Source organism: Cellulomonas bogoriensis 69B4 = DSM 16987 (assembly GCF_000767165.1).
GTDB lineage: Bacteria > Actinomycetota > Actinomycetes > Actinomycetales > Cellulomonadaceae > Actinotalea > Actinotalea bogoriensis.
This window is the reverse complement of the sequence record NZ_AXCZ01000029.1, coordinates 1-21,891: the sequence shown is the minus strand read 5'-3', so window position 1 is coordinate 21,891 and position 21,891 is coordinate 1. Positions and strand designations below refer to the sequence as shown.

The window sequence follows — 21,891 nt, the reverse complement described above, 5'->3', positions numbered from 1 at the left end:
CGGCCTCAGGCCTTCCTCCTGGTCTTCCACCCGGGGCCCGGTGGGCACCGGCCTGGCCCGGAGGTCAGTGCCCGTGCGGTGGCCCCGGTCCTGGCGGCGACCGCCGAGCTGGCCGGCGAGCGGGACGCGCTCGCCGCCGCCCGTACCTTCACGGCCTGGGCACGGGGGTTCATCGGCATGGAGCTCGCCGACGCGTTCGGCCTGGGGGGCGACGTCGACGCGGCGTTCGAGTACGGCGTGCGGCACCTGGTCGCGTCGATGGGTCGGGTTGCCCAGTGACCCCTTGCGTCCTATAAGTGCTCGTTTATATGGTGGCCGGGTGCACGCGTTCGACGTCCTCGGCGTACCGGTCCGGCGGCGGATCCTGGAGCTGCTCGTCGCTCAGGAGATGTCCGCAGGTGAGGTCACCGAGGTGATCCGCAAGGAGTACGGCATCAGCCAACCCGCCGTGTCCCAGCACCTCCGGGTCCTGCGGGAGAACGGGTTCGCGCGCGTGCGGGCCGAGGGCGCGCGACGTCTGTACGTCGTCGAACCGGCGCCGTTGCAGGACGTCGACGCGTGGCTGGAGCAGTTCCGGACCTTCTGGGACCAGCGCCTGGACGCGCTCGGCACTGAGCTCGCCCGAGGCCGCAGACACCGTCGCGAGAGGGATGAGGAGGGCTGAACATGTTCGACCTGCCCGCAGAGCAGACCGCGATCCGCCGCAGGGTCACCCGGGAGGGGGAGGGGCCGGACGAGGTGGTCGCCGTCACGGTGAGCCGCACGTTCGAGGCCGACGTCGAGGACGTCTGGGACGCGCTCACCACCCGTGAGCGGCTCGCCCGGTGGTTCTCGCCGGTGCACGGTGACCTCCACGTCGGCGGCACCTACCAGATCGAGGGCAACGCCGGTGGTGAGGTGCTCGTGTGCGAACGGCCGTCCAGGGTGCAGGTCACCTTCGGCGCGCCGGACAGCATCGTGGACCTGCACCTCGCAGAAGGCCCGGACGGCACGACCGTGGACCTCGTCCACACCATGGCGCTCCCGCACGTGGGGTCCGGTGCCGGTGCCCTGTACGTCGGGCCCGGGTGGGACGGGGCCGTGATGGGGCTGGGCCTGCACCTGCGTGGCGTACCGATCGGAGACCCGCTCGAGATGGCGAACTCCCCGGCGGTCGTGGAGTTCAACGCGGCGTCGATCGACCGGTGGGTCGCCGTGGTCGAGGCATCCGGGACGGCAGACCCGCAGCAGGTCGCCGACGCCCGCGAAGCCGCCGTGCAGCAGTTCACGGTCGTCCCGGAGTAGCGGGCTCCTCGTCGAGCGTCCGGCCGGGCGTCACCCCAGCCAGTGCACCGTGGCGATGACGAGCGCGACGGTCCCGACGGCGCCGGTGAGGATCCCGAAGATCGCGCGTCCCCGACCGTGCCCCCCGTCCCTCGCACGCCGCAGGGCGACGGCCCCCAGGGCGATCGCGACAGGTCCCAGGATCCACAGCCCCAGGGCGACGAGCCCGACGTAGCCCGCCGCCACGGACTGCCACGAGCGCCCCACCGGGAGCAGCCAGTGCATCGGGTCGCGTGGGCCCGCGTCCATGACGGACGCCTGCGGCTCGGGCCGCACGGCAGCGGAGCCCGGGCCGGGACCGACGGGCGCCGGCGCGGTGTACGTGGTCCACGCGATCCCGTCGAACCAGCGCACGACCCCGGGGGTCACGCCGTCGGGGTACCAGCCCGGAGGCGGGGTCGTCGGTGCAGTCATAGTTCCATGATCGGCAGTCATGGTGGCGGGCTTGAGGGACGGCCCGTTCAGTTCTCCAGATCGTGCATCTTCGTCGAGATCGTGAGTCCTGAGGAACGATCTCGACGAAGATGCACGATCTCGACGGCGGAGCGGGCGGACCGGGCTGCCGCCAAGGGGCAGTGCCATGGGGTGCCGGCGAGGCCCTCACCGGCGCATGACCCAGCCCCGGACGGTAGGAAGGCGCTGAGACGTCGCCCGCACCGTTCGCCCGCACCGGGCACATCACACCTGGAGGCCCCGTGTCAGCAGCCCCACGCGAGCTGGAGCAACGGGCGCAGGACGCCCGAAGCCGGCTGGCCGACGACGTGGACCTATGGGTCGCGACGTCAGGCGCCGCGGGTCCTCACCTGGTGCCGTTGTCGCACCTGTGGGACGGGTCGAGGATCCTGGTCTCCACTGCCCGTTCCACCGTCACCGCACGCAACCTGGTGCTCGACGGCCGGGTGCGCCTGGCGCTCGGGCAGACGCGCGACGTCGTGGTCGTGGACGGGACGGCTGAGCTCGTCAAGCCGGCAGACCTCGAGCCAGCGGCCGGTGACGCGTTCGCCGCCGCCACCGGGTTCGACCCACGGCGGCTGGCCCAGCCGTACGTCTACTTCTGGGTGCGTCCGTGGCGGATCCAGGCGTGGCGTGAGGAGAACGAGATCGGCGGGCGTGACGTCATGCGGGACGGGGGCTGGCTCGCCTGACGGTCGTGGTCAGCGTGGCGCGGCCACGAGGGTGTGGCCGGCTGCCCTCATCCTCTCGACCAGGACCTCCCCGATGCCCGTCGCGGGCGTCAGCGACCCCACCCGGTCCGGGAGCCGGTCGCCATCCAGCGCGAGGGCCAGGGCCGACTCCCCGAGCATCACCGCGGTGGCCGCGTAGCCGGGGTCACCCTCACCGGCGCTGACCGCCTGGTAGTGGCGCCCGGCGGTGGTCGTGGCGTGCAGGTCCATCCGGTACCACCCGGTGCGACGGGTCTGCTCGTCGGGTCCCGTCCCGGGGGCGGGCAGCACCCGGTCCAGCAGCCTGCGTGCGGGTGGCACGCTCAACGTCACCCCCAGCAGGCCCAGCCCGGCGGTCAGGCCCGCCGCGGCCAGCGCACCCGTGGGGCCGTGGCCGGTCCCGGTGACCTCCCCGTACCGCAGGTCGCGCCCGTACGCCCAGCCCTGGAGCGCGTTGGACCGTCGCACGACCCGGGTGTTGAACGAGGCCATCGGGGAGGGTGCGACCCACCCGCCGTCGTGGGTGCGTCCCGGGGCAGGGAAGTCCGGTGGTTGCCGCACGTCCGGTTCCACGGCACGGTCCGGGCTCAACGAGTGCGGGTCGGCGAGCAGGCGGCGCACGGCAGAGTCGGTGGCGGCCTGCTCGAACACCCCCCGCATCGAGGCGACCGTCCCGCCGCTGACCCCGCCACGGGCGGTGGCCACCGCCCGCACGTGCGCCAGGCTCCCCGCGTCGTCGGCCTGGGCCTGGCGGTGCAGGCACAGGACGGCCAGATCGGAGGGGACCGCGTCGTACCCGCACGCGTGCACCAGCCGGGCGCCGGTGCGTCGGGCGAGGTCGTCGTACCGGTCGATGGCCTGGCGGATGAATGGCACCTCACCGGTGAGATCGGTGTAGTGGGTGCCGGCGTCGGCGCACGCCTGGACCAGCGGCATCCCGTACCGGAGGTAGGGGCCGACGGTACTGATCACGACCCGGGCAGAGGCGGCCATGAGGGTCAACGACCTGGCGTCGCTGGAGTCGGCGACCAGGACCGGCCACTCGTGGGCTCGCCCGGGCAGGGTCGCACGCACCTGCTCGACCTTGCCCCGTGATCGACCGGCGAGGGCGATCCGGGTGCCGGCCGGGGCGTTCCGGGCGAGGTGCTCGGCCACCAGCCTCCCGACGAAGCCCGACGCCCCGAACAGGACGATGTCATGGTCACGTCCCGTGCAGCCGCCGCCGTCGCCCATCTGATGATGGTCGACGCCGCGTCCTGCGCCCGCAACCCCGACCGACGTGGGCTTGGGGTCAGGCCCCGGGCCGGCTGCTGGTGGGGTCCGGGTTCAGGACGACGGTGGCACCGCCGACCTCGACCGCCTGCAGCGTGCGCAGCTGCAGCAGGCCGGGGTGGGAGTCGAGCAGGCGTGCAGCGTTGACCAGGGCGCGGGTAGCGGCGACCTCGGAGCGAGCACGCTCCAGCGCGGCCAGGCCCTCCGCGCGTGCGGTGGCGACCTGCGCGGCGGCCCGTCGCAGCTCTGCGGGGACCACGACGTCACGCAGCGTCACGTCCTGCACGACGATCCCCACGGTCCCTGCGGCCTCGAGAACGGAGTCCCGGACCTCGGTGCGGACCTCGGCACGGTCGGTGAGCAGCTCGTCCAGGGACCGTGCAGCCACCGACTCCCGCAGGGCGACCTGCAGGGCGGTGTACACGAACGCGTCGGGGTTCTCGACGGCCTCGTGCCAGGCCCGGGGTGCCTCGACGCGGACGGTCGCGGTGAGGCTGACCTTGACCGACAGCCCGTCACCGGTGAGCACCTCCTGCAGGGGGACCTGCATCTGCCGGGGGCGTACCGCCACCCGCACGACGGACCGCACGGCCTGCCGGCCCCACCGGCGCACACGGTGCCGGCCGGCACCGAGCTCGCCCTCGAAGCGACCGTCCCGGTACACCAGGACCCGCTCCCACTCGTTGATCACCAGACGCACGGCCCGGCCCTCCTCCCGTCCTGGCCTGCCGTCGTTCGGCAGGTACCGCCCGGTGCGGTGGGGCGTCCTCCGCTGACCGGCCGGTGCGCGGTCGGGTCGGCACGGGGGACCCTCCGGTGTGCCGGGGGTCGCGGACCGCGTCCACCCTCGTGACCGTGCACCGACCGGCTCGGGAGTTGAACCCGGGCGCGGATGAGGCGCTTCACCACACAAGGTGCTCCCGTCGACGCGCAGGACCCGCAGCGATGACGTCGCCCGGCTGCTGACCAGGAGCTCGCAGAGGTTATCCGCGTGGCACGGGCAGACGCCCCCGTTTTCTCCGTGGGCCCATCCGTGCGTCCGGAGCGTCGTGGTGGGCGGATCCTGTCACACGGCGTCGGTCAGGACCGCGAACTGGGCGCTCAGCCACGGTCCGACGGCGGCTCTGACCTCGGCGGTGCCGGCGCGCAGGGAGTGGTCACCCGGCACGGCGACGACGGTGCGGTCGGGGCCCACGGGTGGGTGGCCGTAGGGGTCCCGTTCGCCCTGGAGCACCAGGACGGGGACGCCGGCGTCGTGGAGCTCGGGCAACCGGTCGGGGCGGTCCGGTCGACCGGGGGTCTTCAGGGGGAACGCGAGGCAGAGGGCGGCGAGGGCACCGGTGGCGGTCGCGGTGCGGCAGGCGACGCGCGCCCCGGCGGAGCGTCCGCCGACGATGATCGGCATGTCGCCCAGGACTGCGGTGCGCAGGTGGGCCACGACCTGGGTCCAGGCGAGGTCGAGGGCAGGGCCTCGGGGCGTGCCGCGGCGTCCGGCGACGCGGTACGGCTGTTCGACGAGGACGGCGAACAGCCCCAGGGCGTTCGCCGCGTCACTGGCGGCGACGAGGTCCGGTGCGTCGATCCCGCCTCCGGCGCCGTGGCCCAGGATCAGCGCGCCGCGTGGTCCGTGGGGGGTGCAGGCGTGGGCGCCGGCCTGCAGGTGCAGGTGGGCTCTGGCCCGGCCGTGGTCGGTGGGGATGTCGATCGCGGTCACGCGCATGGCCCTTACCGTATCGATCCGGGCAGTGGTCGGCCGAGGGCACCGTCGAGGTCGCGCCTGGTGGGGAAGCGGATGCAGACCGCCGCATCCCGACCTACCGTCGGGAGCGACCCCGCACGTCCACGAGACGGAGGAGCAGCATGTCTCACCTGACCGGCAAGACCGTGGCCTTTCTCGCGACCGACGGCTTCGAGGACAGCGAGCTGACCGGCCCGTGGGAGGCCGTCACCGGGCACGGCGCCACGGCGGTGCTCGTCTCGAGCGAGTCCGGCACGATCACCGGCAAGAACGGTCACGAGGCCCGTGTGGACCGGACCACCGCGGACGCGGACGCCTCGACGTTCGACGCTCTGGTCCTGCCCGGCGGTGTGACCAACGGTGACACCATCCGGACCGACGTCGACGCCGTGCGGTTCACCAGGGCGTTCTTCGAGCAGCACAAGCCCGTGGGCGTCATCTGCCACGGCGGGTGGATCCTGACCGACGCGGACGTCCTGCGTGGCCGGACGCTCACGTCCTACCCGAGCCTGCGCACGGACCTGACGAACGCGGGCGCCACCTGGGTCGACGAGGAGGTCGTCGTCGACGCTGGTCTGGTGTCGAGCAGGGTCCCGGACGACCTGCCCGCGTTCAACGCCAAGCTCGTCGAGGAGATCGAGGAGGGGCAGCACACCGGCCAGACGGCCTGATCGGCGCCACTGCACCCGCCGGACTCCGACGATGCCCGGCCCCTGCTGGGGGCCGGGCATCGTCGCGTCGTGCCCGGGTCGCGTCCCGGCGGTGTTCAGGCTGCGCTGAAGGTCAGGCAGTTGGCGGCGTGGTCACCGGGGCCCGACCCGACACGGATCTCGGCCGCGGTGCACTCCAGCGACTCGTTGTGCGCACAGTCGGCACGGGTGCAGGCGCCGACCTGACCGACGACGCGGTCCAGCCCGCCCTTGGTGTTCAACGGGATGAACGTCCCGCAGTCGGCGGTCCCGTTGGTGCCGCTGACGGTGATCGCGAACGCGTGGCACCCGTCGTGGTTGTAGGAGCACCCGCTGACGGTGCACTCGCTGACGGCCGGCATGACGGTCATGGCGTGCCTCCTTCTCTTGTCATCGACATTCTGATTGTTCGTCCACTTCTTTCAGGAAGCAACAGCGAATACGTGATCGGTTTCGTGAGGAAAGGCAATCCTCAGAATGCTGAGGTGAGGCTTGCCCGGCCGCTGCTCGGCATCGCGCCCCGCCGGCCGTCGACCGCCATGTGGCGGGCGCGGGGGGTCGATGTGAGCCCTGGCGGCGGTGGTCCAGGTTGCATCCACCCGCCAGACTCGATGGAGCCAGGCACCCCCACCTGGGACATGACTTCGAGGGAGAAGACATGCGGGACAAGCCAGACACCATCACGTCGACCCGCCGGGCCCTGGTCCGGGCGGGCAGCATCCTGACCGTCGCCGCGCTCGCCGCGTGCGCACCGCCCGGCAGCGGCTCGACGACGCCGGAGCCGGACCCCGACGCACCCGTGCAGGAGGTCTCGACCGAGCTCACCACCGAGGACGTCGAGCTGGACCTGTACCTGGAGAGCGGCTTCACCGACGCGTGGGACGCCCTGCAGGAGGAGTTCACCCGGCAGTACCCGAACGTGACGTTCCGGGTCCGTGCCGACTCGTTCCAGAACCTGGCGCAGAACGCCGTGCGGATCATCAACGCCCCCGACGCCCCCGACCTGATCCGGTTCCCCACGGTCGCCTCGGCGGCCAAGGACGGGTTGCTCGCCAACCTCGACCCGTACGCCGCTGCCTACGGGTGGGACGACTGGCCGCAGGGCACCTTGAACCAGGTGCGGGTGGAGCCCGACGGGTCCCGCGGGAGCGGCTCGCTGTACGCGCTCGGCGTCGGGTACAACACCACCGGGCTCTACTACAACAAGGACATCGCCGCCGACCTCGGCATCGAGGTCCCGCCGGCGACCATCGCCGAGCTGGAGCAGATGATGGAGGCGGCGAAGGCCGCGGACGTCGTGCCGATGATGGTCGGCAACGCCGACTTCACGGTGGCGTTCCCGTACCAGATGGTGCAGAACCAGCAGCCGGGCCTGGACGACCTCAAGGACTGGATCTACAACGCCCCGGACGCCTCGTTCGACATCGAGGCGTCCGTGACCGCGGCCGAGACGATCCAGCGGTGGGCCGGCGAGGGGTACTTCCCGGACGACGTCAACGCGATCGACTACTCGACGATGGTCGGGAGGTTCGCCGACGGGCGGGCGCTGTTCATGCCGAACGGTGACTGGGAGGCCGGTGGCCTGACGTCGGGCGGGAGCGGGGACTTCGGGTTCTTCCTCTTCCCCGGCGTCCAGGAGGGGGCCCCGCACGTCGCCATGGCCGCTCCGGCGACGTACGTGGTGCCGTCCACGGCGTCGAACAAGGACGAGGTCGCGTACTTCCTGGACTGGATCCACACCGACGAGGTCGCGCGGCAGATCGTCCTGGACGTCACGGGTTCCAGCCCGGGCGGCCCGGCCGAGCTCCCCGCCCCGGTCGCCCCCGAGGGCTCGGTCATCGAGGAGACCCTCGCGGCGGCCGCGACCCTCGCCGACGACGACGGTGCGATCGACTTCATCGGGAACGCCACCACGGGCATCCTGACCTCGACGATCGGCCCGGACCTGCAGCTGCTGGTCTCCGACCGGATCACCCCTGAGGAGTTCGCCGCGAGCGTCCAGCAGGGTTACCAGACGGAGCTCGGGCGCTGATGTCCCACGCACGCCAGGTCGCTGCCGGGGCCCTGGCCCCGGCGGCGGGCCCGGGCCGGGACGTGGGTCTGCCCGGCGGTGGACGCCGCCGGGGGATCCGCGGTCGGTTCCGTGGTCGTTCGTGGGTCGGCTGGTTGTTCGTGGCTCCCGCGCTGATCGTCTACGCGGCGCTCGTCCTGCGGCCGCTGACGATGTCGATCCAGTACTCGTTCTACGACTGGAACGGCATCGGCGCGGCGACGTGGGTGGGGCTGGACAACTACGCCGAGGTCTTCCAGGACCCGAGCCGTCTTCGGGCCCTGGGCAACTCCTTCCGGTTGATCTTCTTCTACAGCTTCCTGTCGATCGCCATCGGTCTGGTGGCCGCGACGTTGACGCGCTCGTTGGCCTCGCGGTGGGCGCGGGCGGCGCAGACCGCGCTGTTCCTGCCCCAGGTCGTGCCCCTGGTCGGGGCGGGTATCGCGTGGACGTGGCTCTACGCCTCGGACGGGGCGATCAACCAGATCCTCACCGCTGTCGGCCTGGAGTCGTGGACCCGCCCGTGGTTGGCCGACTTCGACCTGGCGCTGCCTGCGGTGGGCGTGGTCGGTACGTGGGTGCTGGTCGGTCTGTGCACGATGCTGCTGAGCACGGGCATGGCGAAGATCGACCCGGCCCTGTACGACGCGGCCCGGGTCGACGGGGCCGGTCCGGTGCAGGAGTTCTTCGCCGTCACCCTCCCCGGGGTGCGCGCAGAGCTCGCCGTCTGCCTCACGGTCACGCTGATCGCCGCGCTCGCCAGCTTCGACGTCATCTACACGATGACCCTGGGTGGTCCGGGTGGCGCGACCATGGTGCCCGGTGTCGACATCTACCAGCTCGCGTTCAACCAGTCTCGGGTCGGTGCCGCCTCCGCCATGGCAGTCGTGCTGATGGCGCTCGTGCTCGCGGTGGTCGTGCCCCTGCAGTACCTCGTCCGGGAGCGATCATGAGCAACGTCCGCACGAGCCGGTCCGAGGCGTGGACGGGCCGGTTGATCCTCGTGGTGATGGTGGCGTTCACGCTGCTGCCGTTCGTGTCCATGCTGAGCGCTGCGCTGCAGGAGGCGGGGTCCAACCCCACGGGCCTGTCGGTGCCGAGCCCGGCGCACCCGGAGAACTTCGCGACCGCGTTCACCATGGCGCGCGTCCCGACCCTCATGGGTTCCAGCGCGCTGCTGGTCCTGATGGTGGTGCCGGCTGCGCTGGCGCTGGCGACGGCCGCGGCGTACGGGATCTCGGTGCTGCGGGTGCCGGGGGGCCGGCTGGTCTTCCTGGTGTTCCTCATGGGCCTGACGATCCCGTTCGAGGGCCTGATCACACCCCTGTACTACCTGATGCGGGACGCGGGCCTGCTGAACACCCGGCCGGCGATCGCACTCCCGTTGATCGCCTTGTACATGCCGTTCGGGGTGTTCTGGATGAGGGCCCACTTCTCGGGTGTGCCGAAGGAGCTGAACGAGGCGGCGTCGATCGACGGCGCCGGTCCGTGGCGGGCCCTGCGTCATGTGCACCTGCCGTTGGCGAAGCCCGCGCTGTCGACGTTGGCGGTGCTGTACAGCCTGTGGACCTGGAACCAGTTCCTGGTCGCCCTGGTGATGATGGACGACCCGTTGCGACGCACGGTCGCCGGTGCGCTGGGTGCGTTCCAGGGGCAGTACGGCACGGACATCGTGCTGCTGTCCGCGGGTGCGCTGCTGATCATGCTCCCGACCATCGTCGTGTTCGCCGTGTTCCAGAAGCAGTTCGTCGCTGCCCTCCTGCAAGGATCGGTCAAAGGATGATCAACGAGATGGCTGTCGGTACGGGCGCACCGCCGTTGGACCCGGAGAGCGCTGCGGCACTCGCGCTGCAGATGCTGGGCGACCCGTCGCCCATCACCGCCGCGGACGTCCCCCACAAGCGGGCCGAGGAGGAGGCCGCGGCGCAGGCGACGCTCACGATGCTGGACCGGCGTGGCCTGGTGCGCGCCGATCACGCGGTGACCTCCTACGACGGGCAGGAGGTCACGGTCAGCGTGGTGCACCGCAAGGACCGCATCCGCACCAGCCCGTTGATCTACTACATCCACGGTGGCGGCATGATGCTGGGCAACCGGTGGAGCGGTGCGGACACGTTCCTGGACTGGATCGACAGGTACAACGCGGTGGTGGCGACTGTGGAGTACCGGCTGGCGCCCGAGCACACCTACCCCGTCCCGCAGGAGGACTGCTACGCGGGTCTGCTGTGGTTGGAGGAGAACGCGGGCGACCTGGGTGTGAACGTCGAGACCGGACTCATCGCCGGGACGAGCGCGGGTGGTGGCCTCGCGGCGTCGGTGACGTTGATGGCCCGGGACCGTGGTGGTCCCCAGGTGGCGGGTCAGCTGCTGCTCGCCCCGATGATCGACGACCGCAACGACACCCCGTCGGCCCGGCAGTACCCCACGGGCCTGTGGAACGCGGCCGAGAACGAGCTGGGGTGGCGGTCCCTGCTGGGTGACCTGCACGGCTGCCCGGAGGTGCCGAGCCACGCGGCCCCGGCCCGGGCGCAGGACCTGTCCGGCCTGCCGCCGGCGTTCGTCGAGGTGGGCAGCGCCGAGGTGTTCCGGGACGAGTCCGTGGCCTACGCCACCCGGCTGTGGCAGGCGGGCGGGCAGGCCGAGCTGCACGTGTGGGCGGGTGGGTTCCACGGGTTCCAGACGCTCACGCACACCGCGATCTCGCGTGGGGCGCTGGCTGCGCTCCACAGCTGGATGGACCGTGCCCTGGGCTTCACCGGGAGGGTGTGACGTGGGGCCCGGTCGGCCCCGGGACCGGGTCGGTAGTGTGGTCGCCCAGGTGGTGTGCGCGTGGGCGCCGCCCTGCGGTGTCGGACCGGAGGTGGTGACGGGGCCGTGAAGGAGCTGCTGCACCGGCTCAGCGCACTGGACGAGGACGCGTCCGCCGCGCTGAAGATCATCACGTTCTTCGACGCGCTGCTGGGGCAGCGCGCCGGGTTGGAGCCGTTCGTGCGCGGTGCCGCGGTGCTGGCCGGGTGCCCGGCCGGGTTCGCCCACCCGTTGCACCACATCTGGTTGCGGGTCGACGCCGAGGGCCACGCCCTGGCGCCGGTGCAGGACGTCGCGGTCGCGCGCTCCTGGCCCCACCAGGAGCTGGCGGACGGGTCCGGTGGTGTGGTGTGGCTCGAGCGCCCCTCGGGGGAAGCCGCCCATGACGCGGTGCTGCTGGAGCGTCTGGCCACGTGCCTGCACCTGACGATCGAGCGGGTCAGCCCCCTGGACCTGGACGACGCCGGGGCGATCGAGCTGCTGCTGTCGGCGACGTCCACCGATGACGCCCGCCGCAAGGCCGCGCGTCGGCTGAGGTTGCGTGACGACGCGCGCGTCCGGGTCGTGGCCCTGGGGCCGGCCGGGGTCGCGGACGTGCCGCGGTCGGCGGTGGTGAGCACCCCGTTCGGGCCTGTCCGGGCGTCGATCGTGCGCGCGGACGAGCCGTGGGACGCCCCGTGGCACGGGGTGAGCGCGGTGACCGGGATCGCCGGCGTCCCGCGTGGCTGGGACGAGGCGCTCCTGGCGTTGCGGGTGGCCTCGCGTCTGGTCCCGCGGGTGCGGTGGGAGGATCTCGGTGCCCTGACGGCGCTCGGTCGTGCTGACGTCCGTGCAGGTGACCACCACCCGGACGTGTCCGCGGTGGCCGGTGCCGCGCGTGAGCCGTGGGGTCTGGACACCTTGGAGGCGTTGTCGATGACGGAGAGCGTCCGTGCCGCGGCCCAGGTGCTGGGTCTGCACCACTCGACGGTGCAGGCCCGTCAGCAGCACCTGGAGGACCTCCTGGGGTTCAGGGTCGGCACGGCACCCGGTCGGGTGCGGGTGGCCACGGCCCTGGTGCTGCACCGCCTCATGACCACGAGGTTCGACGACCAGACGTGACGAGCTGGCGGGCTGACCCTGCTCCCGCACCGACCCCCTGCCCCTGATGTTGGAGGTGTTCCGTGGACGTGCCCCTGCGTACCGTCACCGAGTACGAGGTACCCGTCCCCGTCCGGGACGGCACCGTCCTGCGGGCCACGGTGACGCGCCCCGAGGCGCCGGGCCCGGTCCCGGTGCTGCTGATGCGCACCCCCTACCCGGTGCAGGACGTGCGGCTCGACGTGGACGTGGCCGCGGTGGTGCGTCGGGGTCTGGCGCTGGTGTGCGTGGCGAACCGGGGTACGGGTGCCTCGGACGGGGTGTTCGAGCCGTGGGCCGACGACGCGCGTGACGGCGCGGACGTCATCGACTGGTGCGCCGCGCAGGCGTGGTGCACCGGTGACGTGGTGACGTACGGCCGCTCGTACCTGGCCCAGACGCAGCTGTTCGCGGCGGGGGAGCGGCCCCCTGCGTTGCGGGCCATGGGCCTGGGTGTGTGCCCGGGTGACCCGTACGACGTGGTGCACCACGGCGGTGCGATGCTCGCGGGGTCGGGTGTGGGGTGGGCGGTGGGCCAGACGGGCCTGGCGCTGGCGCGCGGTGTGGCCCGCGGCGAGGTGTCGTCCGGGGTGGTGCGGGCCTGGCGGGAGCTGCCCGGTGAGGTCGGTGAGGTGCTGCGCGGGGGTGAGGCGGTCGCGGTGCCGTTCGACGCCGGCATGCCGAGCTGGCGGGGTTGGCTCGAGCACCCGGCCCGGGACGGGTGGTGGGCACGCCGGGCGTTGCCGGACCGTGACCCGGTGCCGTCGTTCTACGTCGGTGGGTGGCACGACATCTTCGTGCGCGGCACCGTGGAGCAGTTCATGCGGTCACGGCACCCGGGGTCCACGCTGGTGGTGGGCCCGTGGGGGCACGGCCCGGGTGGGGCGGCACTGGGGGAGGCGCGGTACGGGCCCCGGGCCGATGCCCGTGCCCTGGGCCTGGACGAGGAGATCCTGGGCTTCCTGGCCTCGTACGCCCGTGGTGAGGTGCCGGGCACGGCCGAGGACGCCCCGGTGCGCCTGTACCTGATGGGTGCGGACGTCTGGGTGAGGACGACGGACTGGCCGCACCCGGCCGCGGTCGACCACCGGTACCACCTGCACCCCGACGGCACGCTGGCCGTGCACGAGCCCGCCCCTGGGGCGTCGGGGGACGTCGGGTTCGTCCACGACCCCGCCGATCCGGTCCCTACGGTCGGGGGGCCCAACATCTTCGCCCACGGCGACGCCGCCTACGGGACCGGCGCCTGGGACCAGGGTGCCCGCGCGGCCCGGCCGGACGTGGTGTCGTTCGAGTCGGGTGTGCTGAGCGAGGACGTCGACGTGGTGGGGACGGTGCGCCTGAGCCTGGTGGTGAGTACGACGGCCCGGGACGCGGACTGGTGCGCGACGCTCGTCGACGTCCACCCCGACGGGCGGGCCCTGAACGTCGTGGACGGGGTGGTGCGGGCCCGGTTCAGCGGGTCGGACGCCACCGAGTCGCTCCTGGAGCCGGGGGTCCCGCACCGGGTGGAGGTCGAGCTGGGGCCCACCGCGCAGCGGTTCGGGGCGGGCCACCGCATCCGTGTGGACGTGTCGGGGTCGAACCATCCCCGGTTCGACGTGAACCCCGGTACGGGGTTGCCGTGGTCGCGTACCGCCCCCGGTGAGCACGTCGTGTCGCACCAGACGGTGCACCTGGGGGCGGCTTCCCCGTCGTACCTGACCTTGCCGGTCCTGCCGGCGCACCCGATGGAGGAGGAGCTGTGAACCTGCGCCCCCTGGCGTTCACCGTCGACGGCCTGGTGCTGCGTGGCAGTCTGCACCTGCCGCAGGAGCCCGGTGCCGGGCCGTGGCCGACGGTCGTGCTGCACCACGGGTTCGGCGGCAACCGCAGCGAGGGTGGCCGGGCGTTCGTCGATCTGGCCCGGGCCCTGGGGCGTGCCGGGTTCGCGGTGGTGTCGATGGACCGGGCCGGTCACGGCGAGAGCGACGGGGACTTCGCCGACGTCTCGGTCGAACGGGACGTCCGCGACTCGGTCGAGCTCCTGGACCGGGTCGCGGGCCTCCCCGAGGTCGATCCCGATGACCTGCACCTGATGGGGTTGAGCATGGGTGCGGTGGTCGCGAGCGTCGTGGCGGCGCAGACCCCGCTCCCGGTGCGGTCGTTGACGTTCTGGTCCGTGGCGTCGGTGTTCGTCGAGGAGATCACCGGTGGTCACCTGCAGGGCCGCCCGGTCGACGGGGTCGCGCGGGACGGGTGGTTCGACTTCTACGGTCAGCGGATCGGCCCGGGCCTGTTCCAGGAGGTGCCCGGCTTCGACGTGTACGGGCGAGCCCGGGGCTTCACGGGGCCGGTGCGGGTGCTGCACGGTGACCAGGACTTCGTGCCCGTGCGGTGCGCCGAGGCGTACCGGGAGGTCTACGGGCAGGCGATGGACCTGACCGTGGTGCCGGGCGCCGACCACGGGTGGTCCACGGTGCCGATGCGTGACCTGGTGATCCGCGAGACCGTGGAGTTCGTCACCGGGTGCGCCCGCTCGGGTGGCGTCGTCGCCACCCACCGTTCAGAGAGGATCGATCATGGGTGATCAAGGAACCACGCGCCGGGGGGACGGCCCCCAGCTCATCGCGTACGCGGACAGGTTCGGCGGGTCGGTCGCCGGGTTGGCCGAGTTGCTCCGTGGCCCGTTGGCGGGTGCGTTCGACGGTGTGCACGTCCTGCCGTTCTTCACCCCGTTCGACGGCGCGGACGCGGGTTTCGACCCGGTGGACCACACGCAGGTGGACCCGCGCCTGGGGACGTGGGACGACGTGGCCGGGCTGGCCCGCGACCACACGGTCATGGCGGACCTGATCGTCAACCACGTGTCGAGCAGCTCCGAGGCGTTCCAGGACGTGGTGCGTCGGGGGCGTGACTCCCGTTGGGCGCCGATGTTCCTGACGCTCGAGGGCGTGTTCCCCGGGGGGGCGACGGAGGCCGACCTCGCGGCGATCTACCGTCCGCGGCCCGGTCTGCCGTTCACGGCGATGACCCTGGGTGGGGAGCGGCGCCTGGTGTGGACGACGTTCACCGCCGAGCAGGTGGACCTGGACATCCGCAGCCCGCTGGCGTGGGAGTACCTGACCGAGGTGGTGGACCGCCAGACGTCGGCGGGGGTGGCGATGGTCCGTCTGGACGCCGTGGGGTACGTGGCGAAGGCCCCTGGGACGAGCTGCTTCATGCTGCCGGAGGCGACCGAGGTGGTGGCCCGCATCCGTGAGCACGCCCGGGTGCGGGGGGCCCGGGTGCTGCTCGAGATCCACGGGTACCACCGTCAGCAGGTCGAGATCGCCCGGACCGTGGACATGGTCTACGACTTCGCGCTGCCCCCGTTGCTGCTGCACGCGCTGTCGGCGGGTGACCTGGCGCCGCTGGCCGCGTGGTTGGACATCCGGCCCACCAACACGGTGACGGTGCTGGACACCCATGACGGGATCGGGATCATCGACGCGGGCAAGGGGCCGGCGGGGGAGCCGGGTCTGCTGGACGAGGAGCAGATCGACCGCCTGGTCGAGGGCATCCACGAGCGGAGCGGGGGCCAGAGCCGTCGCGCGACCGGGGGTGCGGCGTCCAACCTGGACCTGTACCAGGTGAACTGCACGTACTACGACGCGCTGGGCGCCGACGACGACAGGTACCTGCTGGCGCGGTTGATCCAGGTGTTCCTGCCGGGGGTCCCCCAGGTCTACTACGTGGGTCTGATGGCGGGGTCCAACGACATGGAGCTGCTGGACCGGACCGGGGTGGGCCGGGACATCAACCGGCACCACTACACGCGGGACGAGATCGCTGCGGACCTTCAGCGGCCGGTGGTGCAACGGCAGCTGGCGGCGTTGCGGTTGCGCGCACGGCACCCGGCGTTCGCCGGGACGGCGACTCACCGGGTGCAGGGCTCGACCTTGACGGTGACGTGGACGGCGGGCGACCACCGGGCCGAGCTGGTCGCCGACGTGGCGGCCGTGACGGGCGTCGTGCGGGTCACGGGCGAGGGCGGGGCGGTCCGGGAGTTCGCCATGGCCGACCTGGACTGAACTCTGGAGCGGTGAAGGCGCCCGTTTTGACCCGTTACGTCGTAGTGTGACTGGTGCCCGGGGCGACGGTGCTGGGCCCGCCCGGCGTCCTCGCGCGGCCCGCGCCGGGGCCACGGTCCACGGGCCGTCGAGGGAGCTGCACACATGCGCATGTCACGACGAGGAGGCCGCCGTGGCGCGGCCGCCGCGACCGTGCTCCTGGCTGCCGGTGCGGTCGCGGGGTCGGGCCCGGCGACCGCGGTCACGGCGTCCCAGCCGGTTCCGACCTCAGCGGGGGACCTGGTGTGGTCCCAGGAGTTCGAGGGGCCGGCGGGTTCTGCGCCGGACCCCGCGGTGTGGAACTACGACACCGGGGACCACGGCTGGGGGAACGCCGAGCTGCAGAACTACACGACCTCGCGGGCGAACTCGGCGCTGGACGGTCGCGGCAACCTGGTGATCACGGCCCGGCAGGAGCCCGACGGGTCCTACACCTCGGCCCGCCTGCACACCAACGACAAGGTCGAGATCCAGTACGGCCGGGTCGAGGCACGCATCCAGATCCCCCGGGGGCAGGGCATCTGGCCGGCGTTCTGGATGCTGGGCGCGGACTTCCCGCAGGTCCCGTGGCCGAACTCCGGTGAGATCGACATCATGGAGAACGTCGGGTTCGAGCCGCACCTGGTGCACGGCACGGTCCACGGGCCCGGCTACTCCGGCGGCGACGGCATCGGTGACTCGTACATGCACCCCCAGGGGTGGTCGTTCGCCGACGACTTCCACGTGTACGCGATCGACTGGAGCCCGGGGGAGATCCGCTGGTCGGTCAACGGCCACGAGTACCACCGGTTGACGCGTGCGGACCTCGGGTCGCGGCAGTGGGTGTTCGACAAGCCGTACTTCCTCATCCTGAACGTGGCGGTCGGCGGCCAGTGGCCGGGCTACCCGGACGGGACCACGCGTCTGCCGCAGGAGATGAAGGTCGACTACATCCGCGTCTACGACGGGGCGACGTCCGGTGGTGGCGCCGGTGGCGGCACGGGCGGCTCGGGTGGGGGCACCGGCGGCCCGGGGTCGGGCGCGACGCTCCCGACGGGTACGGGGCCGATCCGTCTGGGCGGGGACCTGTGCCTGGACGTCCCGTGGGCGGACCCCACGGACGGGAACCCAGCCCAGGTCGCGACCTGCTCCGGCAACGCCGCTCAGACGTGGACGCGGGGGTCGGACGGGACGATCCGGGCACTGGGTCGGTGCCTGGACGCGGCCGGTGGTCGCACCGAGAACGGGACCGTGGTGCAGATCTGGGGGTGCAACGGCACCGGTGCCCAGAGGTGGGTGTACGACGCCGCGAGCCGCGCGCTGGTGAACCCGGCGTCCGGCCGCTGCCTGGACGCCCAGGGTGGCACGCCGCTGAGGGACGGTCAGCGCCTGGTGCTGTGGGACTGCCACGGCGGGGCCAACCAGCAGTGGCGTCTGTGACCCTCGACACCGGGGCATGAGAGGACCGCGGCGGCCCGGAGGGGATGGTCCGGGCCGCCGCGGTCGTCGGGGTGTGCGCTACGTCAGGGGAGGGTGAGCCCCATGGTGTAGGCACCGGAGCCGGACGCGGCGTTGACCACGTAGCGGTAGTAGCCGGCGTTGCCGCGGTAGGTGATGGTCTCGTTGGAGCCGGGGGAGGTGCTCTGGGCGACGGTCACCCAGGAGCTGCCGTTCCAGCGCTGCACGTAGAGGTCGAAGTCCGCACCGGAGGGCCCGTTGAGGCACACGCTGTGGGTCCCGGACCGGTTGACCTGCACGTAGGACCCGTTGGGCTGGGCGGCGGCCCGGCCGGCCGCGAGGGTCCCGGTGAAGGTGCGGGCGTAGCCGGTGCAGGAGGTCGGTGCAGGGGCCGGGCTGCTGCCCGAGTCCGTGGTGATCATCCTCAGGCCGTACGCCTGGAGGATGGGGTTGACCGGCTGGAAGAACGTGGTGCCACCGGTGCGGCAGTTGCCGGAGCCGCCGGACGTGACGCCCTGGGCCTGGTTGCCGGCGAGCAGCGAGCCACCGGAGTCGCCGGGCTCGGCGCAGACGGTGGTGCGGATCAGGCCGCGGACGGTGCCCTCGGGGTAGGTGACCGAGGAGTTGAGCGCAGTGATGGTGCCGCAGTGCCACCCGGTGGTCGACCCGGACCGGCACACGGCCGAGCCGACGGGGGCCGCGGTGTGCCCGGCGACCTGGACGCGGCCACCGGAGTAGTTGTTGACCTGGGCCAGCAGGTTCACGCCGGCCCCGGTACGGACGAACGCGTAGTCGTTGCCCGGGAAGCTGGACCCGGCGAAGGTCCCGGTGGGGTTGGCGGTGGTGGCGCCGGTGCGGCCGCAGTGGCCGGCGGTGATGAACCCGCCGTTGACCGCGAACCCGATCGAGCAGCGGCTGCGCCCCCCGATGGTGTAGGCGTTGCCGCCGATCACGTCGAACATGGTCCGCGGGGTCTCGTCGGTCTCGACGAAGGTCACGGCGTCGGACGGGACGTCGGCACCTTCGACGAGGCCGGCGGCGACGTCCTGGGCTCCGGCCTTGACGGCGACGACGACGCTGTTGGTCGGGACGTCGACGTACCAGGTGGGCACGTCGTCGTGGCCCTCGAGGGCGGCGTCGAGGACGGTCTTCCAGGCCTCGAGGTCGGCCAGGGAGTGCTCGACGGTGACGGCCGTGGCGCCTTCGCCCTCGACCTCCTCGACGGCGTCCTCGTCGGTGGTGGCGACGTACAGGACGTCGTCCTCGACCCAGGTGCCGGCGAAGTCCTCGTCGAGCTCTTCGGCGAGGGCCTCGCCGGTCTCGGCTGCGTCGTGCTGGAACGCCAGGGTGGCGGCGGCTTCCTCCGCGTCGAGGCCCAGGTCGCGCTCCATGGCCTCGAGGAGGTCGGGGTCGAGCTTCTCGGCCAGGCGTGGCGGTGCGCTCGCGCTCCCGGGTGGTGCGGGCTCGTTGGCCTGGGCGGCCATGCCGCCTGCCAGGAGTGTGGCGGCTGCGGTGGCCACGGCCAGGGCCCGCGTGACTGTGCGTGGTGTCATCTCGGTTCGTCCCTTTCATCGCACCCGGCGGTCGCCGGTGCTCGGAGGTTAGGAGCGTGCTGGTGGGCGGTGGCAGATCCCTTTCTGGTCATACGGCCTCGTTATGGAGGTCGATCTGGTGGGTGGTGAGCCAACGCAGGTACGCCGGCGAACGGCGGACGGCGTCGTCGTGGGCGCAGCGCGCGGCACGGGCGACCTGCCCGACGTCCACGCGGTCTGCGACGTCCTGGCGCCAGCCCACGTAGTGGGACCAGCGCAGGGGGCTGCCGTCCAGGGCCAGGACCCGCACGCCGGGTGCGACGGGCATCACGGGCTGGACCAGCGCCACGGCGTGGCCGGCGCGTACCTGGTCGATCGCGGCGGTGCGTTCGGACTCCCCGAGCGAGCGGGGCGTGAAGCCGGCCCGGACGCACGCCGAGACGAAGCAGCGTTCGAAGCACCCGTCACCGGGAGCGTTGAGCCACGTCTCACCGCCGAGGTCGGTCAGCGGAGCGCTCAGGCGGGTGGCGTGCCGGTGGTGGGCGTCGACCATGACGAACACGGGGTCAGTCGCGACGTGGCGCCACACCACGTGGCCGTCGGGGGGTGGCGCGGAGTCCGCGCACACCCCCACGAGCGCGACGTCGAGTTCCCCGCCGGCCAGACGGGACGTGGTGCCGGCCACCGACCAGGAGGTGGACGGGGTGACGGTCACGTCGTGCAGCGCGGTGCGTACCTGGTTGGCGAAGAGCCCGCCCAGGGGTGTGCTCACGGTGCCCAGCCGCAGGGACCTGGGCCCCCAGGTGGTGCGGTTGACCTGCCGGCGGGCGTCGTCGAGCAGGACGTCCATGGCGGGCAGGACGACGCGCGCGTGCCGTAGCACGAGCTCGCCCAGGGGTGTGGCACGGGTGCCGTGCCGGTCCCGGACGAACACGGGGCCTCCCAGCGTCCTGTCGATGCGGTTCAGCTGCGCGGTCAGCGCGGGTTGCGACAGGCCGAGGACGGCAGCGGCCTTGGTGACGCTGCCGGACTCACACACCGTCGTGATCATCCTGAGATGCCGAAGCTCCAGCTCCATGAATCGGATTATTCACCATATACCGGGCTCACGTCACAACGGGTGTGACTGTGTGTATCACGCGGGACGACAGATCGGGAAGGTCGGGCCGGTGCGACCGGGGCCCGTCGCGGGCGAGGAGGAGCGCTCCCGAGGGCTTGACCTGCAGTAGTTACCGAGTATGGTTCGGTGCATACCCGGTAACTAGCGGAGGTCGTCATGTCGGTCAGGCACGGGATCGTGGCGCTGCTCGCGGAGAAGCCGATGCACGGCTACCAGCTCAAGGTGGAGTTCGAGCGCCGCACGGGAGCGACCTGGCCCCTCAACATCGGGCAGGTCTACACGACCCTGGGGCGCCTGACCCGCGACGGCCTCGTCGAACCCCTGCCAGACCCACCCGACCCCTCCGAACCGGACGACCCGGGGGTCAAGGTCGAGCGGTTCACCCTCACCGCCCGGGGCCGCGACGAGGCGGCTGCCTGGTGGGCCCGGCCCGTGGAACGAGGGGCACCGGCACGCGACGAGCTCGCCATCAAGATCGCGCTCGCGGTCACCGCACCGGGTGTGGACGTCGCAGCCGTCATCCAGGCCCAGCGCACCGAGACCCTGCGCTGCCTGCACGACTACACCCGGCTCTCCGCCGGGGCCTCGGCACCCGGGGCGGTGGCCGACGCCCGTCCCGACCTCGCGTGGGCACTGGTCCTGGACAGCCTGATCTTCGCGGCCGAGGCCGAGGTGCGATGGCTGGACCACGTCGAGGCGCGCATCGCCCGCCTCGGTCCCGCTTCCAGGGCCAGGACCTCCGGGGCGGACCCCGGCGCGGGCGCCCGTCACGCCGGCCGACCGCACGGGACGAGGCGGTGAGCGGCACCTACGGTCCCGTGCTCCTGCGGATGGCAGGTGTGCACCGCACCCATGGCACCGGGCCGGTGGCCGTCCACGCCCTGCGCGGAGTCGACCTCGAGGTGCGCGTCGGGGAGCTCGTCGCCGTCATGGGGCCCTCCGGGTCCGGCAAGTCGACCCTGCTCAACCTCGCGGGCGGACTGGACACCCCCACCGAGGGGACCGTCACGGTCGCCGGGAACGACCTCACCGGCATGGACCTGCGCGGTCGGGCGCGCCTGAGGCGCCGCAGCGTCGGGTACGTCTTCCAGGACTTCAACCTGATCCCCGCCCTGACCGCTGCCGAGAACGTCGCGCTGCCCCGTGAGCTCGACGGCATCCCGGCGCGGATCGCCCGTGAGGAGGCGCTGACGGCCCTCAAGCTCGTCGACGTCCGCGACGCCGCCCACCGGTTTCCCGACGAGATGTCCGGCGGGCAGCAGCAGCGGGTCGCCATCGCGCGGGCGCTCGCCGGGCCCCGCAGGCTCGTCCTGGCCGACGAGCCCACCGGCGCCCTGGACTCCGTGACCGGCGAGGACGTCATGCGTCTGCTCCGGGCCCGGGTCGACGTGGGTGCCGCCGGCCTCCTGGTCACCCACGACGCGCGCTTCGCGGCCTGGGCCGACCGCACGATCTTCCTGCGGGACGGGGTCGTGGTCGACACCACCGGCTCCCGGCCCGGTGCGGACGCGCTGCTCAGCGGGGGTGTGTGATGCCGCGACGGTGGCCG

At 72.5% G+C, this 21,891-nt stretch carries 23 protein-coding genes; 16 read left to right on the top strand and 7 right to left on the bottom strand.

The features are described from left to right. The 3 genes from N869_RS17670 to N869_RS04835 all read left to right on the top strand — a co-directional run. Positions 1 to 279: TetR-like C-terminal domain-containing protein (locus tag N869_RS17670; RefSeq protein ID WP_035058622.1), on the top strand; the 279-nt coding region annotated here is incomplete at its 5' end. A gap of 40 nt (positions 280 to 319) precedes the next feature. Next, complete coding sequence (locus N869_RS04840; protein WP_035058605.1) at positions 320 to 664, top strand: ArsR/SmtB family transcription factor; 345 nt, start codon at positions 320 to 322, stop codon at positions 662 to 664. 2 nt (positions 665 to 666) lie between these two features. After that, positions 667 to 1,284 (top strand): SRPBCC domain-containing protein, encoded by a 618-nt coding sequence (locus N869_RS04835; protein ID WP_035058603.1) that lies wholly within the window; start codon positions 667 to 669, stop codon positions 1,282 to 1,284. A gap of 30 nt (positions 1,285 to 1,314) precedes the next feature. On the opposite strand, the gene N869_RS17665 is transcribed toward N869_RS04835, so the two are convergent. Beyond that, a complete protein-coding gene (locus tag N869_RS17665; RefSeq protein ID WP_035058601.1) occupies positions 1,315 to 1,737 on the bottom strand; it encodes a DUF2510 domain-containing protein in 423 nt (140 codons plus the stop codon). A gap of 281 nt (positions 1,738 to 2,018) precedes the next feature. Between N869_RS17665 and N869_RS04825 the strand changes: the two genes are divergently transcribed. After that, the gene (locus N869_RS04825) at positions 2,019 to 2,468 is read left to right on the top strand and encodes a pyridoxamine 5'-phosphate oxidase family protein (protein WP_035058599.1); all 450 of its coding nucleotides are present in this window, start codon (positions 2,019 to 2,021) and stop codon (positions 2,466 to 2,468) included. A gap of 9 nt (positions 2,469 to 2,477) precedes the next feature. On the opposite strand, the gene N869_RS04820 is transcribed toward N869_RS04825, so the two are convergent. The 3 genes from N869_RS04820 to N869_RS04810 form a co-directional block, all read right to left on the bottom strand. Next, positions 2,478 to 3,719, bottom strand: a complete 1,242-nt coding sequence (locus N869_RS04820) for a saccharopine dehydrogenase family protein (RefSeq protein ID WP_052105002.1) — start codon at positions 3,717 to 3,719, stop codon at positions 2,478 to 2,480. A 58-nt stretch (positions 3,720 to 3,777) separates the two neighbouring features. After that, positions 3,778 to 4,458, bottom strand: a complete 681-nt coding sequence (locus tag N869_RS04815; RefSeq protein ID WP_035058597.1) for a slipin family protein — start codon at positions 4,456 to 4,458, stop codon at positions 3,778 to 3,780. Positions 4,459 to 4,824: 366 nt separating this feature from the next. Further along, positions 4,825 to 5,478 carry an alpha/beta hydrolase family protein gene (locus N869_RS04810; protein WP_198025962.1) on the bottom strand — a complete coding sequence of 218 codons (654 nt, stop codon included), beginning with the start codon at positions 5,476 to 5,478 and terminating at the stop codon, positions 4,825 to 4,827. Positions 5,479 to 5,618: 140 nt separating this feature from the next. Between N869_RS04810 and N869_RS04805 the strand changes: the two genes are divergently transcribed. Further along, positions 5,619 to 6,167, top strand: coding sequence for a type 1 glutamine amidotransferase domain-containing protein (locus N869_RS04805; RefSeq protein ID WP_035058594.1), 549 nt, complete (start codon positions 5,619 to 5,621; stop codon positions 6,165 to 6,167). Positions 6,168 to 6,262: 95 nt separating this feature from the next. Here N869_RS04805 and N869_RS04800 read toward each other — a convergent pair whose 3' ends face one another. Beyond that, on the bottom strand, positions 6,263 to 6,556 hold the full coding sequence (locus tag N869_RS04800; protein ID WP_035058592.1) for a DUF1540 domain-containing protein: 294 nt from the start codon (positions 6,554 to 6,556) through the stop codon (positions 6,263 to 6,265). A 287-nt stretch (positions 6,557 to 6,843) separates the two neighbouring features. Here N869_RS04800 and N869_RS04795 point away from each other — a divergent pair, with 287 nt between their 5' ends. The 9 genes from N869_RS04795 (at position 6,844) to N869_RS04755 (ending at position 17,672) form a co-directional block, all read left to right on the top strand. Beyond that, on the top strand, positions 6,844 to 8,217 hold the full coding sequence (locus N869_RS04795; protein ID WP_052105000.1) for an ABC transporter substrate-binding protein: 1,374 nt from the start codon (positions 6,844 to 6,846) through the stop codon (positions 8,215 to 8,217). Then, a complete protein-coding gene (locus tag N869_RS04790; protein ID WP_084136423.1) occupies positions 8,217 to 9,188 on the top strand; it encodes a carbohydrate ABC transporter permease in 972 nt (323 codons plus the stop codon). The genes N869_RS04795 and N869_RS04790 overlap by 1 nt, the downstream gene beginning before the upstream one ends. Beyond that, positions 9,185 to 10,018, top strand: a complete 834-nt coding sequence (locus N869_RS04785) for a carbohydrate ABC transporter permease (RefSeq protein WP_035058590.1) — start codon at positions 9,185 to 9,187, stop codon at positions 10,016 to 10,018. The genes N869_RS04790 and N869_RS04785 overlap by 4 nt, the downstream gene beginning before the upstream one ends. Then, positions 10,015 to 11,004 carry an alpha/beta hydrolase gene (locus N869_RS04780; RefSeq protein WP_232229611.1) on the top strand — a complete coding sequence of 330 codons (990 nt, stop codon included), beginning with the start codon at positions 10,015 to 10,017 and terminating at the stop codon, positions 11,002 to 11,004. The genes N869_RS04785 and N869_RS04780 overlap by 4 nt, the downstream gene beginning before the upstream one ends. 105 nt (positions 11,005 to 11,109) lie before the next feature. Next, positions 11,110 to 12,144 (top strand): helix-turn-helix domain-containing protein, encoded by a 1,035-nt coding sequence (locus tag N869_RS04775; protein WP_035058613.1) that lies wholly within the window; start codon positions 11,110 to 11,112, stop codon positions 12,142 to 12,144. 62 nt (positions 12,145 to 12,206) lie between these two features. Continuing rightward, the gene (locus tag N869_RS04770) at positions 12,207 to 13,910 is read left to right on the top strand and encodes a CocE/NonD family hydrolase (RefSeq protein ID WP_052104995.1); all 1,704 of its coding nucleotides are present in this window, start codon (positions 12,207 to 12,209) and stop codon (positions 13,908 to 13,910) included. Then, positions 13,907 to 14,731, top strand: a complete 825-nt coding sequence (locus N869_RS04765; RefSeq protein WP_052104993.1) for an alpha/beta hydrolase family protein — start codon at positions 13,907 to 13,909, stop codon at positions 14,729 to 14,731. The genes N869_RS04770 and N869_RS04765 overlap by 4 nt, the downstream gene beginning before the upstream one ends. Next, positions 14,724 to 16,214, top strand: a complete 1,491-nt coding sequence (gtfA, locus tag N869_RS04760) for a sucrose phosphorylase (RefSeq protein ID WP_035058588.1) — start codon at positions 14,724 to 14,726, stop codon at positions 16,212 to 16,214. Before N869_RS04765 ends, gtfA begins: the two co-directional genes overlap by 8 nt. A 150-nt stretch (positions 16,215 to 16,364) precedes the next feature. Further along, positions 16,365 to 17,672, top strand: coding sequence for a ricin-type beta-trefoil lectin domain protein (locus N869_RS04755; RefSeq protein ID WP_232229610.1), 1,308 nt, complete (start codon positions 16,365 to 16,367; stop codon positions 17,670 to 17,672). A gap of 83 nt (positions 17,673 to 17,755) precedes the next feature. Here the strand turns inward: N869_RS04755 and N869_RS04750 are convergent, their stop codons facing one another. Beyond that, positions 17,756 to 19,243 carry a S1 family peptidase gene (locus N869_RS04750; protein ID WP_035058584.1) on the bottom strand — a complete coding sequence of 496 codons (1,488 nt, stop codon included), beginning with the start codon at positions 19,241 to 19,243 and terminating at the stop codon, positions 17,756 to 17,758. A gap of 88 nt (positions 19,244 to 19,331) precedes the next feature. Continuing rightward, on the bottom strand, positions 19,332 to 20,300 hold the full coding sequence (locus N869_RS04745) for a LysR family transcriptional regulator (RefSeq protein WP_035058578.1): 969 nt from the start codon (positions 20,298 to 20,300) through the stop codon (positions 19,332 to 19,334). 198 nt (positions 20,301 to 20,498) lie between these two features. Between N869_RS04745 and N869_RS04740 the strand changes: the two genes are divergently transcribed. Together N869_RS04740 and N869_RS04735 are read left to right on the top strand one after the other, a co-directional pair. Next, positions 20,499 to 21,143 (top strand): PadR family transcriptional regulator, encoded by a 645-nt coding sequence (locus N869_RS04740; protein WP_035058576.1) that lies wholly within the window; start codon positions 20,499 to 20,501, stop codon positions 21,141 to 21,143. Between the two features lie 29 nt (positions 21,144 to 21,172). Further along, positions 21,173 to 21,874 carry an ABC transporter ATP-binding protein gene (locus N869_RS04735; protein WP_035058607.1) on the top strand — a complete coding sequence of 234 codons (702 nt, stop codon included), beginning with the start codon at positions 21,173 to 21,175 and terminating at the stop codon, positions 21,872 to 21,874. Positions 21,875 to 21,891: the final 17 nt, after the last annotated feature.